The organism is Oceanobacillus arenosus (assembly GCF_003369575.1).
Lineage (GTDB): Bacteria > Bacillota > Bacilli > Bacillales > Amphibacillaceae > Oceanobacillus > Oceanobacillus arenosus.
Genome location: NZ_PIOC01000010.1, coordinates 126,471 through 141,024, shown reverse-complemented (window position 1 = coordinate 141,024; position 14,554 = coordinate 126,471). Strand labels below are relative to the sequence as shown.

General features: G+C 37.5%; 13 protein-coding genes. 8 read left to right on the top strand and 5 right to left on the bottom strand.

Features of this window, described 5'->3' with window-relative positions; translation table 11 throughout:
* Both CWR48_RS05400 and CWR48_RS05395 read right to left on the bottom strand, forming a co-directional pair.
* Positions 1-1,521, bottom strand: a complete 1,521-nt coding sequence (locus tag CWR48_RS05400) for a sugar ABC transporter ATP-binding protein (protein ID WP_115772095.1) — start codon at positions 1,519-1,521, stop codon at positions 1-3.
* Positions 1,522-1,608: 87 nt separating this feature from the next.
* On the bottom strand, positions 1,609-2,712 hold the full coding sequence (locus tag CWR48_RS05395) for a sugar ABC transporter substrate-binding protein (RefSeq protein WP_115772093.1): 1,104 nt from the start codon (positions 2,710-2,712) through the stop codon (positions 1,609-1,611).
* Between the two features lie 397 nt (positions 2,713-3,109).
* On the opposite strand from CWR48_RS05395, the gene CWR48_RS05390 reads away from it, so the two are divergent.
* Positions 3,110-3,394 carry a hypothetical protein gene (locus CWR48_RS05390; RefSeq protein ID WP_115772091.1) on the top strand — a complete coding sequence of 95 codons (285 nt, stop codon included), beginning with the start codon at positions 3,110-3,112 and terminating at the stop codon, positions 3,392-3,394.
* Between the two features lie 136 nt (positions 3,395-3,530).
* Here CWR48_RS05390 and CWR48_RS05385 read toward each other — a convergent pair whose 3' ends face one another.
* Complete coding sequence (locus CWR48_RS05385) at positions 3,531-5,654, bottom strand: glycoside hydrolase family 3 protein (RefSeq protein ID WP_115772089.1); 2,124 nt, start codon at positions 5,652-5,654, stop codon at positions 3,531-3,533.
* A 540-nt stretch (positions 5,655-6,194) separates the two neighbouring features.
* On the opposite strand from CWR48_RS05385, the gene CWR48_RS05380 reads away from it, so the two are divergent.
* The 6 genes from CWR48_RS05380 (at position 6,195) to CWR48_RS05355 (ending at position 11,132) form a co-directional block, all read left to right on the top strand.
* Complete coding sequence (locus tag CWR48_RS05380; RefSeq protein ID WP_115772087.1) at positions 6,195-7,109, top strand: AraC family transcriptional regulator; 915 nt, start codon at positions 6,195-6,197, stop codon at positions 7,107-7,109.
* Positions 7,110-7,249: 140 nt separating this feature from the next.
* Positions 7,250-8,035, top strand: a complete 786-nt coding sequence (locus CWR48_RS05375) for a hypothetical protein (protein WP_115772085.1) — start codon at positions 7,250-7,252, stop codon at positions 8,033-8,035.
* A 3-nt stretch (positions 8,036-8,038) separates the two neighbouring features.
* The gene (locus CWR48_RS05370; protein WP_115772083.1) at positions 8,039-8,419 is read left to right on the top strand and encodes a GntR family transcriptional regulator; all 381 of its coding nucleotides are present in this window, start codon (positions 8,039-8,041) and stop codon (positions 8,417-8,419) included.
* Entirely contained in the window at positions 8,416-9,105 is a 690-nt protein-coding gene (locus CWR48_RS05365) for an ABC transporter ATP-binding protein (RefSeq protein ID WP_115772081.1), read from the top strand. The genes CWR48_RS05370 and CWR48_RS05365 overlap by 4 nt, the downstream gene beginning before the upstream one ends.
* 216 nt (positions 9,106-9,321) lie before the next feature.
* Complete coding sequence (locus tag CWR48_RS05360; protein ID WP_115772078.1) at positions 9,322-9,903, top strand: TetR/AcrR family transcriptional regulator; 582 nt, start codon at positions 9,322-9,324, stop codon at positions 9,901-9,903.
* 26 nt (positions 9,904-9,929) lie between these two features.
* Positions 9,930-11,132: an MFS transporter gene (locus CWR48_RS05355; protein WP_115772455.1), complete on the top strand. Its 1,203-nt coding sequence runs from the start codon at positions 9,930-9,932 to the stop codon at positions 11,130-11,132.
* Positions 11,133-11,168: 36 nt separating this feature from the next.
* Here CWR48_RS05355 and CWR48_RS05350 read toward each other — a convergent pair whose 3' ends face one another.
* On the bottom strand, positions 11,169-11,945 hold the full coding sequence (locus tag CWR48_RS05350) for a class I SAM-dependent methyltransferase (RefSeq protein WP_115772076.1): 777 nt from the start codon (positions 11,943-11,945) through the stop codon (positions 11,169-11,171).
* 321 nt (positions 11,946-12,266) lie between these two features.
* Positions 12,267-13,454 carry a multidrug efflux MFS transporter NorA gene (gene norA / locus CWR48_RS05345; protein WP_115772454.1) on the bottom strand — a complete coding sequence of 396 codons (1,188 nt, stop codon included), beginning with the start codon at positions 13,452-13,454 and terminating at the stop codon, positions 12,267-12,269.
* Positions 13,455-13,801: 347 nt separating this feature from the next.
* Here norA and CWR48_RS05340 point away from each other — a divergent pair, with 347 nt between their 5' ends.
* Positions 13,802-14,308, top strand: a complete 507-nt coding sequence (locus CWR48_RS05340) for a DUF3231 family protein (protein ID WP_115772074.1) — start codon at positions 13,802-13,804, stop codon at positions 14,306-14,308.
* The last annotated feature ends 246 nt before the right edge of the window (positions 14,309-14,554 follow it).

Here is a 14,554-nt window from a genome sequence, read left to right as displayed (position 1 = left end):
TTATTGCGTTGCAAGCTCCATAACTGCTTCCTCTGTCGCTTCCTTTGCATTCAATTCTCCCTTAATTGTGCCTTTTGCCATAACATAAATCCGATCACTCATCCCTAGTATTTCGCCAAGCTCAGAAGAAATCATGATGATACTCATTCCTTCTTTTATTAGTTCATTCATAATCGAGTAAATTTCGAATTTAGCACCAACATCAATTCCTCGAGTTGGTTCATCTAAGATTAAGACTTTGGGCATTGTATTCAACCATTTTCCTATTGATACCTTCTGTTGATTCCCCCCACTGAGTTTGCCAACGATTTGTTCTAATGAGCTTGCTTTGATATTTAATGAAGTTCTATATATTTCTCCAGTCTTTACTTCTTCGTTCACATTGAGAACGCCATTCTTTGAAAGTTCTTTTAGACGTGCAATAGAGATATTATTTTTAATATCTTGTAATAAAAATAACCCATCGTTTTTCCTATCCTCCGTAACGTACGCAATACCAGATGTAATTGCTTTACTCGTGTGATTTAGCACTGTTACTTCCCCTTGAAATTCCATCTCCCCTTGTAGCTTATAGTTTCTTGGATTCCCGAAAATGCTAAGTGCAAGCTCCGTACGACCTGCCCCCAGCAGCCCTGCAATACCAATTATTTCCCCTTTTCTCACCTTTAAATTGACGTTTTCGACTACCCTTCTTCCTAATTCGGGATCATATGCTGACCATCCCTTCAATTCAAGAACATTTTCGTCAACTTTTTTATCCAACCGCTTTGGATAAATTTCTTTAATGTCCCGTCCAACCATATTTTTGATTATCACTGCTTCCGATACTTCTCCACTGCTCGCGTCTAGTGTACAAATCGTCTTTCCGTCCCGTAAAACAGTGACCGTATCTGCTATCGAAATAATCTCCTTCAGTTTATGCGAAATCAAAATACAGCTAATCCCTTGGTCCTTCAATTCCTTTAAAAGTTCTAATAAGTTTTCACTATCATTATCATTTAACGCTGCGGTCGGTTCATCTAATATGAGTAGATTGACATCTTTACTTAGCGCCTTTGCAATTTCTACGAGCTGTTGTTTTCCAACACCTAGTTCTTTTACTAATGTTTCTGGTATCACTTTCAACTTTACTTTATTGAGTATTTCAGTGGCCTGATCAATTGTTTGATTCCAATCAACAATACCCCTCTTTTTTAATTCATTTCCGACAAATATATTTTCATAAACAGTCAAATCGGGAAATAGAGACAACTCCTGGTATATAATGCCAATACCAGCATTTACACTATCATTTATCTCACGATACTGTTGAACCATTTCTTCCAGTAAAATCTCCCCATCATAGGTTCCATATGGATAAACGCCACTCAGCACCTTCATCAGCGTCGATTTCCCTGCACCATTCTCACCCACCAAACAATGAATCTCGCCTTTTTTCACTTTGAAATTCACGTTAGATAGTGCCTTTACTCCCAAAAATTCCTTAGAAATGTCATTTATCTCCAAGATATATTCGTCCATCCAATCACCTCCAAGGTGGGCCAAAATAGAAAGAGGGAAATAGAGATAAGTGTAATTATCACTATTCTCCCTTTCTTATTGAATACTTTACTCTAAGCCTGTGAATTCACTTGCATCATAGTATTCAGAATCTATTAACTCCGCTTTTACATTATCTTTATCTACTACAATTATGTCGGTTTGTCTTGCTTTAACTTCAATGGATCCATTATCATATTCTCCTGTTGTTTCAGGTGTCTTGCCATCTAGAATATCAACTGCCATCCCCATCGCATCTTTTACTAACGTACGGACATCTTTAAACACTGTCATTGATTGTTTCCCATCAATAATATACTGAATTGATGCTTTCTCTGCATCTTGACCAGTCACAAAATAATTTGAAATTGCATCGTCAGAGGAAAATACGTCGGCTATTGCTCGAGATGTTCCATCATTTGGGGCAAGAATGGCAACATCGCCTTTTAAATCATCTCCGCTAGCAGTTAGATGTGTCTGTGCTTTATTTTTTGCCTCGTTTGCATCCCAATTTGTTGTAACTTGCCCAATAATTTTCCCTATTTGATCACGTGTTAATTGATCAGAATCTTGTAAGGCTTCTGCTTCACTAGAATTTGCGATTTTAAACGTTCCATCTGCTATCTTTGGTTGAAGCACTTTCCAGGCTCCCTCGAAGAATAGGAAAGCATTATTATCAGATGATGCTCCAGCATATAGGTATAGTGGAACATCGGAACCATTCGTATTGTCCAATAAATACTGTGCCTGTGCAGCACCTACCGCCATACTATCAAAGGTTACATAATAATCTACTGCATCTGTATCGGTAATTAAACGGTCATAGGCAATAACTGTCACCCCTTCTTTTTTCGCAGCTTCCACAGCGGATGCAGCAGCCGCTCCATCATGGGGAGTGATAATCAATACCTTGATGCCTTTGTTTAATAACGACTCGACATTTTCCTTCTCTTTAGCCGAAGATCCCTGACTAAATAGTATTTCTGTTGAATAATCGGAATCTGCCAGCGCATCCTTAAACCGCTGCTCATCCTGGACCCAGCGTGGCTCATCCTTTGTTGGTAACACAATTCCTACATCAATTGTTCCTCCGCTATTACCACATCCAGCCAACGCTAATATGGCCCCTACCAATATTGCAAAATATGTCAACCACTTGACCTTCTTTAACATTTTGCTCCATCTCCCTTTGCATACACATGATTCTTATCTAGTGTAATATTCGTACTATTTATATGTATGCTTGGACAATATTATTCTATTTATCTCTACTGATAATTGCTGAGTGGTTAATGTATAGAACGGATCAATATGGAACAGGATTATCACTTTCTTATTCGTGTCGCGTGCTCCTGTTTTATTATAAATTTCACGTAATGCTTCATTATCATAAAGTCACATATGTATCATCATCAACACCTAGTTCGTTAATTCGACATAATACGCCAAAACTCGGGGAGTGACAGGCACCTAATTTAGGGTTATCGCCTATTCCGCTAACCCCCATATCCGCATATATTGAAATGAATCAAAGGTCCTTACTACTTTTTCAAAGGAGAGAAATATTAATATGAACAATCAACACTATTCTAACGATAATGGGGATTATAGATATCATCAGCAACCTTCCTATCCACAAACACATACTACTCTTCAGCAACATACGCTTGCTGCAATAAATCCAGCTGTTCAGCATGGATTACGAGAAGCTCAACATCTCGGTTTTCAACATGCATTAACAGAAGCGGTTGCCATTGGATATTTGATGGGAAGAGGTTACAATTATCAGACTGCTTGGCGTATGGTTGAATCCTGGTGGAGACCCCAAGGCACTCCATTGCCTACTCCGTATTAACGAAAAGTGCGTGTTTTAAGTTGGTCTAAAATAGGAAAAGCCACTGCAATGAACAATTTTCGTTCATTGCAGTGGCTTCCACTTGTTTCGTCTTTTCGACATATTCCGTCAAAACTCGAGGAGTGACAGGCACTCCTTAATAACTCAAACCATGCCCAAGTTTATACACATTTCCATCACTATCTTTATATGCATAGCTTAGTCCTTCAGGCATATACTTGTCCTTGTCATAGCCTGGTACGTCATTTCTAGATACACAGTCACCGTTTTGATAAACCGCGATTACTTCCTCGCTTGCTGGTAATGTTAATGGAAGAACACCAGTTGGTTTGCTATTTCCAGCCAATACTTCGAACTGTGCTTTATGGAAGGTATCGTATCCAGCAACCAATGCATCAGCTAATGGTTCAACATTTCCAAGGATCCATGGCAATGTCACATTAACACTGATGACAACTTTTCCATCACGACTGTGGACATTGTCTGCTACTGCTTTTAAATGATCCATATTAGCTAACGTTGTTTCTTGATACAACGATCCATCTAATGCTGAAACTACTTTATCTTCACAAATATCAAGTTCTAACAGTCCTGGTGTTGCATTAAAGTATGCGCCTGATTTCGGATGCAAGAACATAATTGCAACATCAGCTTCTTCGTAGTTATCAGTCAACGTAAATAGACCAAGCTCAAGGCATTCTTTTCTTGCTTTATCTGTGTAAGCTGTCGCACGTTCAGTTTCCTTATGGAGAACTTCCACATAAACCTTTTTATTATTAAGCTTCTCTGCTGTTAATGGTAATGTTTCGTTTTGGTTTTTAAGAATTGTTACAGATTTCTTATGTGCTTCATAAGCAGCATCCCAATTCGCTTGGTTACTAACTACAGATGTAGCAAGTTCCGGTGAATTATATGTGCGATCATCAAAAAGACCTAATGTAAACATTTCTGTAAGTAATCTTACATTTGCTTCATTAATACGCTTTTCACTGATCCATCCTTTGCTGATTGCTAATTTAAGATTTTCGATGTCATTTGTATCTGCAACGATATCTGTACCAGCGTTGACTGCTTTAGCAAAACGCTCAGCCTCACTTAAAGATTCAACACCCCAGCTCATATTATTGACAATACCGCTGTCACTATTGATGTAGCCTTTGAATCCAAGTTTTTCTCTAAGGATATGATTGATGAAATAATGATTAAATGTGAAACCTACCTCTTCGAATGGAATGTCTTCTCCCTCGAACTCTTGTACCACACTCTTCTTAATACTTGGAATGGAATAGTACGGCATGATAGACGATGTTCCGTGTTCTACCGCTGCTCTAAATGGTGGTAAGTGATATTTCTCTAAGCTCCCTGGAGTTGGGTAAAGATTCCACTTTCCTTCTTCATAATGTGGATCAAATCCATTTTCCCTTGGTCCGCCACCTGGAAAATGCTTCGTTGTCATTGCAATACTATCTTTTCCTAGCTCTTTACCTTGGAATCCGTCGATAAGGCGACCGATAGCATCAGAGATAAATTCTGGATTTTCTCCAAATGTACCATACGTCCGTTGCCATCTTGGATCTGTAACGGTATCCGCCATATACATATAACCTTTTCTAATACCAGTAGCATCCCACTCTTCACGAGCAATTTTCGCGAATTCGCTTATAAGAGATGCATCACCATCGTTTTTAATTTCTCCCTGTGCTGCCGCTGAAAGCCCTAACGTTCCAGGCCATGTAGAGAAAACCCCACCAGCATCATTCATACCAAAAATAGGTTCTGCATTTTCATTTCGTGAATTTGATGCGATCAAAGTAGGAATACCTAAACGTGTTCCTTCAGCGACCTCATTCATTGTATTAATCCATTCTGCTGTTTCTGATGGACTAAAGTTATCTCTTAAAATGAAGTGGCGTAAATGCCTATTCTTAATAGTGTGTGTTGTTCCGTATACTTTAGAAGTGGCGAAAATGCTTTCACCTTTTTCCACAATCGCTTCATCTAAAATACCATCATGACTTGTCTTTTCCTTATCTTCTTGGGAAAGTCCCATTTTGCGGGAATTAATCAGCATCATGCCGACCTTTTCATCGATATTCATCAAGGAAACAAGGTTCTCTGCACGTTCTTTTGGACTAAGGCGCCAATCCTCATATGGATCTAATTTCCCGTCGTTATTTAAATCTTTAAATTTCAATCCATCAACTTCGATAATATCTTTAACCCTAACTTCTAATTCAGGTTGTTTTTGGTTCTCTGCCACTTTAATTCCTCCAATACTTGTTCTTGCCCTATTAATTCATAGTGTTACCGCTTTAATCACAGTTATGATAGGGAAGTCAGATTTTGCCGATATTAATTGATATACACCAATCAGTAGAAATGTCTACCGTTTATTTGAAAACTTGGTTGCACTTATGTAGTAAGAAAGTCTCTATACTTTCTTACCTACCAAAATGTGATTACATTAATGCCGTAGAGAAAATCCCTAAGCTTTCCTATTTTAAAAAACCGTATACCTTATGCAATTGATAATGAATTTGTTATCGCTTTCTGTTACAGTAATAGTATAACAGCAAAAAACTAAAAATAGATAACATTTATTGCTAAAATTATTGTAAATATTGCTATATTAAAAGCGTAAGCGCCCGTTTAGCGACGTACGGACTGGACTGAACCGCAGGAGATAAAGGAAACACGATGAGCCTTAGCGAATCGATGTTGACTTATCATACGGAGGTGAAGGAAGTCTCGCTAGTCGCTGGGCGCTGAAGCTGGACATCCGAAAGGAGGAAATCAACCGATGAAGCAACCTATTCTTATCCCTGTGGTGAACCAAGGTTTTGAAATTAATTATCTTAGTCCCGATAATCAATTCAATGAATGGCATAATAAATTTAACGACTCAACGGAAATGTTTTCCCAACTAGAGTCATTGTTTCAACTACATATGCACGATGTGCTGGAGATTCTGGTATTTTTAGAGGGAGAGTGTGAGTTCTTTTGTGAAGGGAAAACGTATCATTTAAAGCGAGGCGATGTCGTCGTAATCCCTCCTTACGCTGTACACCGTGCAATCGTTAAGGACATTGAAAGTTACGAGCGGATTATTGTTAGCATAAGTGAGGATTTATTGGAAGACTTTGTATCCATCTCACCGGCAATCCAAGAGAATATCATTTTACATAAGACACAAAGTTCCTATGTATTACATCTGCATTCGCAAAACTTCCAAGACGCAATCTCATTAGTTGATGAAATAATAAAAAGAATGAACAATGGTCAAAAAGCATATTCCTTTGCACTGCACTATCAACTATTTAAAATGCTCCAAGTCATTTATAATCCTGAGATTAATAAGCCAAACCTTAGTAAAAAGGACGAGATAGATAACAGATTTGCATCGGTATTAGAATATATTGAATCGCATTTAACCGAGCCAAATTTAAGTTTAGATACAGTTTCGAATCATTTCCATTTAAATAAATATTATTTTTCCCACTATTTCAAAAAAAATATGAATTTCCCCTTTTACCGTTACGTTTCGCTAAAACGTCTATCTTACGCTGTATTGATGATTAAACAAAATCAGGTATCAATGGAGAAGATTGCGCTTGAATGCGGATTTCCAGATTACTCGAGTTTTTATCGACTATTTAAAAAGGAATACAATCTTTCACCGAAGAAATTTCAGAAAGAATATAAGGCTCTGGATTGAGATGTATCTTTACTTGATTAGAAAATTGGTTCTGCCACACCTTTTTATTCATTTAATGTTTTCTGAATAGTATTGACAATTTATTATGTATTAGTGTACTATTCAAATAGTACACTAATACATTTTTAGGAGGATGATCAATGAATGCTTGGTTGTTTTTAACGAAAAAGGAATTTCGGCTCGGCTTACCTTCTTTTCTCATGGTGTTAATTTTCTTTTCAGGAATTATTGCTGGTGGGGTTTTTGCTGGTAATCAATTTGGATTTGAAGATGAGTTTATGTCAATTGCACTTGCGATTGTTTTAGGTCTGCACACTTTATTTCTGGTTGTTTATTTGTATTACAGTTTGAATGCAGAAAGAAGGCGATTGCATCTGTGGCTTCATACACCAATGTCCATCGCAGGATTACTGGCTTCTAAACTTTTTACAGGTGTCGTGTATATGCTTTCAACCTTTATCATTTCAATTATCCTAGCTATACAAAGCTTTAAGAATACATTTAGCTTTGTTCATCAAGAAAGTCTCTTTAATAGTATAGGAAGCACTTCAGTCATAGTATTAATTGCAGCATTGTTTATGGGATCGGTATTCTTATTGTTTTGGTCCGTTTACCTTACCTTCAGTCAAAAATGGAATGATTTTATTAGCTTTTTGCTGACTGTTGTTCTAATTTTTGTGAGTGTCTGGGCCTATGCAGGCCTCCTGGATATCCCCTTTTTACAAGCACTGACGAACTGGGGGGCCATCCATGCAGGAGATATTTTTATCGGGTTTGAAATGAGTTATATTGAGGATTCATTTGATATCCAGACGATGGAGGAAGCAACGGTCTTCTATATTGGCCATTTTGTAAGAGATATATTTTTTGCAGTAATCATGTTTATTGCTGCTTGCTGGATCATCGAACGCAAAGTTGAGGTGTAATTGATGGCAGATATTTTCCAATCCTCCCAGCCAATTTATCAACAACTGGCTGAACGGCTGAAAAGACAAATCATACGTGGAGAACTATCTCCAGGTGATAAGCTTCCATCTGTTCGGGAAACTGGGATTGATGTAAGTGTGAATCCAAACACAGTACAGCGGACATATCGTGAATTGGAAAGCATGCAAATTGTTGAAACTAGACGTGGGCAAGGAACTTTTGTAACAGAGGATGAATTAATCCTTGATTCTATACGTGAAGAGATGAAAGCAAAAGTGATTACAGACTTCGTTCGCGGAATGCAGGAGATGGGTTATTCAGACGAGGAGATACAGAGCGGTTTAACGAATTATTTAAAAGAGAAGGGAGAGGAAAATATATGATTTCGCTAAAGGATGTAACAAAGAGATATGGAAGTAAAAGAGCATTAGATCAGGTGAATTTGGAATTAACATCTGGAAAATTAATTGGTCTTGTTGGGGAAAACGGCAGCGGAAAATCAACAACCCTTAAGCTTATTGCAGGGCTTAACCACCCTACAAATGGTGAAATTAAGGTAAGTGGGAATAAAGTAGACCGAAGAATTGCACAGTCCGTTTCTTATTTGTCAGAGCTTGATGAATATTACAGGTTTTTTAATGTAAGACAGTCCATCGCATTTTATGCAAGTCAATTTAAAGATTTTGATCAGGAAAAAGCCTATGAAATTTTGAAATTTATGAAGCTCAACCCAAATGACAAACTAAAACATCTATCAAAAGGAAATCGTGGTCGGTTAAAAATCGTTCTCTCCTTGTCGAGAAATGTGCCAGTCATCTTGATGGATGAACCATTTTCTGGTCTTGATCCAATGGTCCGTAATTCCATTGTCAAAGGACTCATTTCCTTTATTGACCTAGAAAAGCAGCTTGTGCTGATTACAACACATGAAATCCGGGAAGTTGAAAATATTCTAGATGAAGTAATTGCAATTAAAGATGGCTCTATTATTGGTCACCATAATGTAGAGCAGCTACGAGAGGAAAAGCATACGAGTATTGTTGACTGGATGACAGATATATATGAATAACTATAAAAGCAATCGCCATTGGGTGGTTGCTTTTATTCTATTCCCTACTGAGTCAATGTTATTAAACGCTCGGGGAAAGGCACCATTAATATCTAAAATCTGATTCCAACTAACGAGTAGAGATTATTAGTTGCGTTCATTAAAAATCTATTGATTACATATACTCCATCTGCTAAAATAACTTACGAACGTTCGTTAAATGGAGGGACGATATAATTGAAAAGTATTGAAATAAAAGATGCAGCTCTAAAATATTTCACAATCCATGGGTATGAAGGTGCATCGCTTTCACAAATAGCAGAAGAAGTAGGCTTGAAGAAGCAATCTATTTACGCCCATTTTAAAGGAAAGGATGATCTTTTTCTTCAAGTTTTACGGGATGCAAAGGAGATGGATCTATCCGCAACACTACAGTATTTCAGTAACATCGATTCAAAAAATCCAGAAAAAGCATTATACGGATATTTACAATTGATCATCGATCTATTCCAAAAAGATGAGCAGTTAAAATTTTGGCTACGTATGTCCTTTTTCCCTCCAGCCCATCTGGAAAAGGGAATTGAACAAGAAGTCATCGATATTGAGGAAAAGGAAAGGACCATTCTGGAAGAGAAATTTCAGGATTGGATCAATACTAAATTAATTATTGGCGATAAAGCACTAACACCAACCTATGCATACTTAGGTGTAGTCGATTCCATTTTGTTGGAGCTTGTCTACGGTAATGATGAGAAACAGCTGAATGCTAAATTAGCAGCCTCTTGGGAAGTATTTTGGCGAGGTATTTCATATCAATGATTCATACAGAAAGAGGTGCTACTAATATGAAGAAACCTATTAAAGAACAGAAGACGGTATTCATTATTCTACTAAGTAATTTATTCCTTGCATTTCTAGGAATCGGACTCATTATCCCCGTAATGCCGTCTTTTATGAATATCATGCATTTAACCGGAAGTACGATGGGTTATCTTGTTGCCGTATTTGCAGTAGCACAGCTAATCACATCACCATTCGCTGGTCGGTGGGTTGACCGATATGGCAGAAAGAAAATGATAATAATTGGTTTATTTATTTTCGGACTTTCAGAACTTATTTTTGGTGCTGGAACAAATGTATTCGTGCTTTACCTTGCAAGGGTTCTTGGAGGAATGAGTGCCGCGTTCATTATGCCAGCTGTTACTGCCTATGTAGCAGATATTACTTTTGAGAAAGAAAGAGCAAAAGCGATGGGCTATATTTCAGCAGCAATTAGCACAGGCTTTATCATTGGACCTGGCATTGGTGGCTTTATAGCAGAATATGGTATCCGCATGCCCTTCTTCTTCGCGGCAGGTCTTGGTTTCTTAGCATGTATTTCATCGATATTTATTTTAAAAGAGCCGTTAACAAAAGAAGAACTTGCAGCTATTTATGCCGAATCAGGGCAAACAAACTTTGTCGGTGATCTAAAAAGGTCACTTCATCCAAATTACTTTATTGCCTTTATCATCGTGCTTGTACTTGCTTTTGGTTTGTCGGCATATGAAACTATTTTTAGCCTTTTTGCAGATCATAAATTTGGCTTTACACCGAAAGATATTGCAACCATTATTACAGTAAGCTCAATTGTTGGCGTAGTTGTTCAAGTATTTATATTTGGAAAAATGGTTGAAGTGCTCGGTGAAAAGAAACTGATTCAATTATGTTTAATTGTCGGAGCTGTTCTAGCGGTAGCGTCGGCTGTAATCACCAGCTACTTGACAGTCCTTCTAGTCACTTGCTTCATTTTCCTTGCATTTGACCTGCTTCGTCCGGCATTGACGACATTTTTATCGAAAACCGCTGGAAAAGAACAAGGATTTGTTGCTGGAATGAACTCAACATATACAAGTCTAGGTACCATCTTTGGTCCGATGATGGCTGGAGTGTTATTTGACGTAAACATCCATTATCCGTATTTTTTCTCTGCTATTGTTATGGTTTTAGGTGTTGGTATTACAGTTATATGGAAAGAAAAGCAATTGAAAGAGAGCTTAGCTAATTAATTAGATACAGGAAGGGACTACAATGTCCCTTCCCTTTTATTCTTTTATCCCGATTACACGAATCCTTTTATAATCGGCAATCCATTTACCATCTTGCCATAACGTTGCTTGTAAATTATTCTCAGCCTTTGTTATGATGTAGTCTTTTTTGTCTACATCAATACTTTCAAACATTTGACCTGCGAACATCTCAATCCAATTCTTTAATCCATTTGCACCGTTTAACGGGGTGGGTCTATCAAAGTACTGAGCAAAGATGACTCTAAAACCTACTTCCTCCATCAAAGACGTGTATTCACCGACACTAGGATAATACCAAGGGAACTGCTCCATTTTATACTCGGTTCCCACTTCTTTTAATTGACGAATGATTTCATTTGTTATTGTTTGAACGTTTCCTTTCCCGCCAAATTCAGCGACAAATCTGGCACCTGGTTTTAAACTTTGGGAAATGCTACCCAACGCCTGACTTGGCTGCTTTACCCAGTGAAGGGTGGCATTAGAAAACACTGCATCAAATTCAGCATGATATCCTAGATTGGTTGCATCTCGAACCGTAAAATTAATCTGAGGATACTTGTTCATCGCTTCTGTAACCATATTTTTAGAATTATCCACCCCTACAATATTCACACCAACATCAAATAATTTCTTTGCCAAATCTCCTGTTCCACAACCAAGATCAAGAATTTTCTCGCCTTGTTTTGGTGCTAATAATTCAATCATATTATTTCCATACTCTGAAACGAATGAATGATTATTATCATATAAATTTGCGTTCCAATAATCCTTCGTATGTTGGCCCGTGTCCATTTGTCCTCTCTCCCTTTTCATTTATTATCTGTAAAAATTGAATATCATTTAAAATCCTATTATTTTGATTATAACGGAATATACTGTCAGTAACTTGGGCTTTCAATCATATTAAACAAAAAATTCTACCGTACGATACCAAAAACCAGTGGAAATTAGTATCCCCACTGGTTTTTTCATAGCTTAGGAAACTATAAAATTGGGCGCTGTGGATAACTAAATTACCGAAACAGCCACGTCCTTTGGCAACGTCGAACCACCTCACGTCTGTGACGTGCAGTCCGTACACAGCTCAAACGGGCGCTTGCGCTTTTGTTCTTCTCATAAAACAGTTTCATTCGATTCTAATTTTGGGCGTTTCCAAAACATCGTTAGGATGAGGCAGATAATAAGCACAATAACACTAATATAAAAAGGATAATCAATGTTAATATCAAATAGGATACCACCTAAGATTGGTCCGAATACATTGGCAAGCGAGGTGAAGAATGAGTTCATTCCACCAACAAATCCTTGCTCATTACCCGCAATTCGTGATAAATAGGTAGTTACAGCTGGACGAATAAGGTCAAAGCCGATAAATACGGTAAATGTTACTGCCAGTACTGTCCAGTATGAGTTCGCAGCTGTCATTGCAAATACTAAAATCGTTGAAAATAGTAGTGACCAGCGAATGATATTAATTTCTCCCATTAACCTTGTTAAAGGTTCAAATAGAACGACCTGGAATATCGCGCCAATAACCGCGCCACCTGTGATTGCAATCGCAATATCTGATGGAGTAAATCCAAATTTATGGTCGGTATATAAGCTGAAGAACGAATCAAATGCGGCTAATCCAAATGTAGAAATGAATATTACTACAAAAGCAATAAAGAACATCGGCATAAATACTTTCTTTAAGCCGCTCTTGCCAACTGTTTCTGAAGGATCGGATGTTTCTTCCAGTTTAACTTTCGGCTCATGCAATGTAATCATTGATAGGAAAGCAACAATCAACCCACATGCAGCTGCTGAAAAGAATGGGACACGTGTACCGATTTCTGCTAAGAAGCCACCGATTCCGGGTCCAACAATAAAGCCTGTGCTAATGGTTGCTGACATATAGCCTAAAGCTTTTGGACGCGTCTTCATTGTCGTAATATCTGCAATAAATGCTGTTACAGCAGGCATTATAAAAGCACCACTAATACCACCAAAAATCCGTGATATAAATAACACTTCAACGGTTTTTCCAAATCCGAATAAAAATTCAGAGAAACTAAAAACAAATAAGCCGATCACGATCATAATTTTTCGTCCATATTTATCAACAGCTTTTCCAGCAAATGGAGAGAAAATTAATTGCGTTAATGCAAAAGCAGCTGTTAAATAACCGACAACTGTCCCACTTATTTGTAACTCATTCATAATTGATGGCAAAACGGGTATAACTAAGCCGATACCTAAAAATACAAAAAATATGTTCAAAAGTAGTATTGCCAATGTCAAATCTTTTTTCTTCTTCATTTGCTTATCTCCTAAGATGCTATACTCTTTTCTTATAGTTAATATTAGAATTTTACTTTGTTTCCCTAATACATGCAATTATTAGCATCCTAATAATTAATAGGACGAGGTTGATGTCACCCTTGTCCCTTTCCCAGACCCTCAAATACATCTGTATGATTATCTTCTTCGTTTTCATTTTGAACACTCCGGATTTTCTGATGTGGCTTAGTTTTCAACTATAATAATAGCTCACTTCTTACTTATCATATTCTTCTTAAAACAATTCAGCCTTCGTTATTTTGCATAAATATTTCCTTGCTTGACATACTAGTTATGAAAAGAACATATACAAAGGAGTGCTTTTATTGGGAATTATGGATGGTAATCCAAAAGATGAACCGATGCATTATGGCGAAGTAATTGGTTCATGGGCATATATTGGAGCTAATAATGGATTGATTAGCACGTATGGAGCATTTGTCAATCACGCAGGAGATCAAGATCTCATAAAACTGCTTGAAGAAGCAATCCATATGATGGAATCTGAAAACAAGGAAATCGAAAAGGTATTGAAAGACAATGGAGTAGTTCCTCCACCCTCCTTACCTGGACGACCACAAGCAAATGCAGAGGATATTCCTGCCGGTGCAAGGTTCATGGATCCGGAAATTAGTGCGATTATTTCCGCAAACGTTGGGCAAGGACTCGTTTCCTGTAGTGCGGTAATGGGACAATGCCTACGAGAGGATATTGCAATGATGTTCGGTAAGTATCACGCGGAAAGAGCTTTATTCGGGGCTAAGTTACTTAGGCTAAATAAAGAAAAAGGCTGGATAATTCCACCTCCACTTCAAGTGGATAATTCAAAATAGGCAAAACAATCGTCGTCAGTAGCAAAATACATGCTGAAAACGGAGAAACTTTTCATGATTGCAAAAAATAACTCATTCATCTAAAGGGACTCTATCCTGTAGTGCACCCAAAAAAGTTAGAGTAAAGATCTAACTTTTTTTGGGCGGCATTATAGACTTGTCTCTCTTAGATATTTTTTATATGCTATTCACTACATCTTCCTGCCTTTAGATTTAACTACAATCTGTATATTCTGGTGGATTTAA

What these genes read in the sequence shown, in the direction of transcription:
- CWR48_RS05365 (WP_115772081.1), top strand. Translation starts at nt 8,416, where the DNA reads ATGATTTCGCTAAAGGATGTAACAAAGAGATATGGAAGTAAAAGAGCA.
- norA (WP_115772454.1), bottom strand. Translation starts at nt 13,454, where the DNA reads ATGAAGAAGAAAAAAGATTTGACATTGGCAATACTACTTTTGAACATA.
- CWR48_RS05380 (WP_115772087.1), top strand. Translation starts at nt 6,195, where the DNA reads ATGAAGCAACCTATTCTTATCCCTGTGGTGAACCAAGGTTTTGAAATT.
- CWR48_RS05390 (WP_115772091.1), top strand. Translation starts at nt 3,110, where the DNA reads ATGAACAATCAACACTATTCTAACGATAATGGGGATTATAGATATCAT.
- CWR48_RS05400 (WP_115772095.1), bottom strand. Translation starts at nt 1,521, where the DNA reads ATGGACGAATATATCTTGGAGATAAATGACATTTCTAAGGAATTTTTG.
- CWR48_RS05355 (WP_115772455.1), top strand. Translation starts at nt 9,930, where the DNA reads ATGAAGAAACCTATTAAAGAACAGAAGACGGTATTCATTATTCTACTA.
- CWR48_RS05375 (WP_115772085.1), top strand. Translation starts at nt 7,250, where the DNA reads ATGAATGCTTGGTTGTTTTTAACGAAAAAGGAATTTCGGCTCGGCTTA.
- CWR48_RS05350 (WP_115772076.1), bottom strand. Translation starts at nt 11,945, where the DNA reads ATGGACACGGGCCAACATACGAAGGATTATTGGAACGCAAATTTATAT.
- CWR48_RS05395 (WP_115772093.1), bottom strand. Translation starts at nt 2,712, where the DNA reads ATGTTAAAGAAGGTCAAGTGGTTGACATATTTTGCAATATTGGTAGGG.
- CWR48_RS05370 (WP_115772083.1), top strand. Translation starts at nt 8,039, where the DNA reads ATGGCAGATATTTTCCAATCCTCCCAGCCAATTTATCAACAACTGGCT.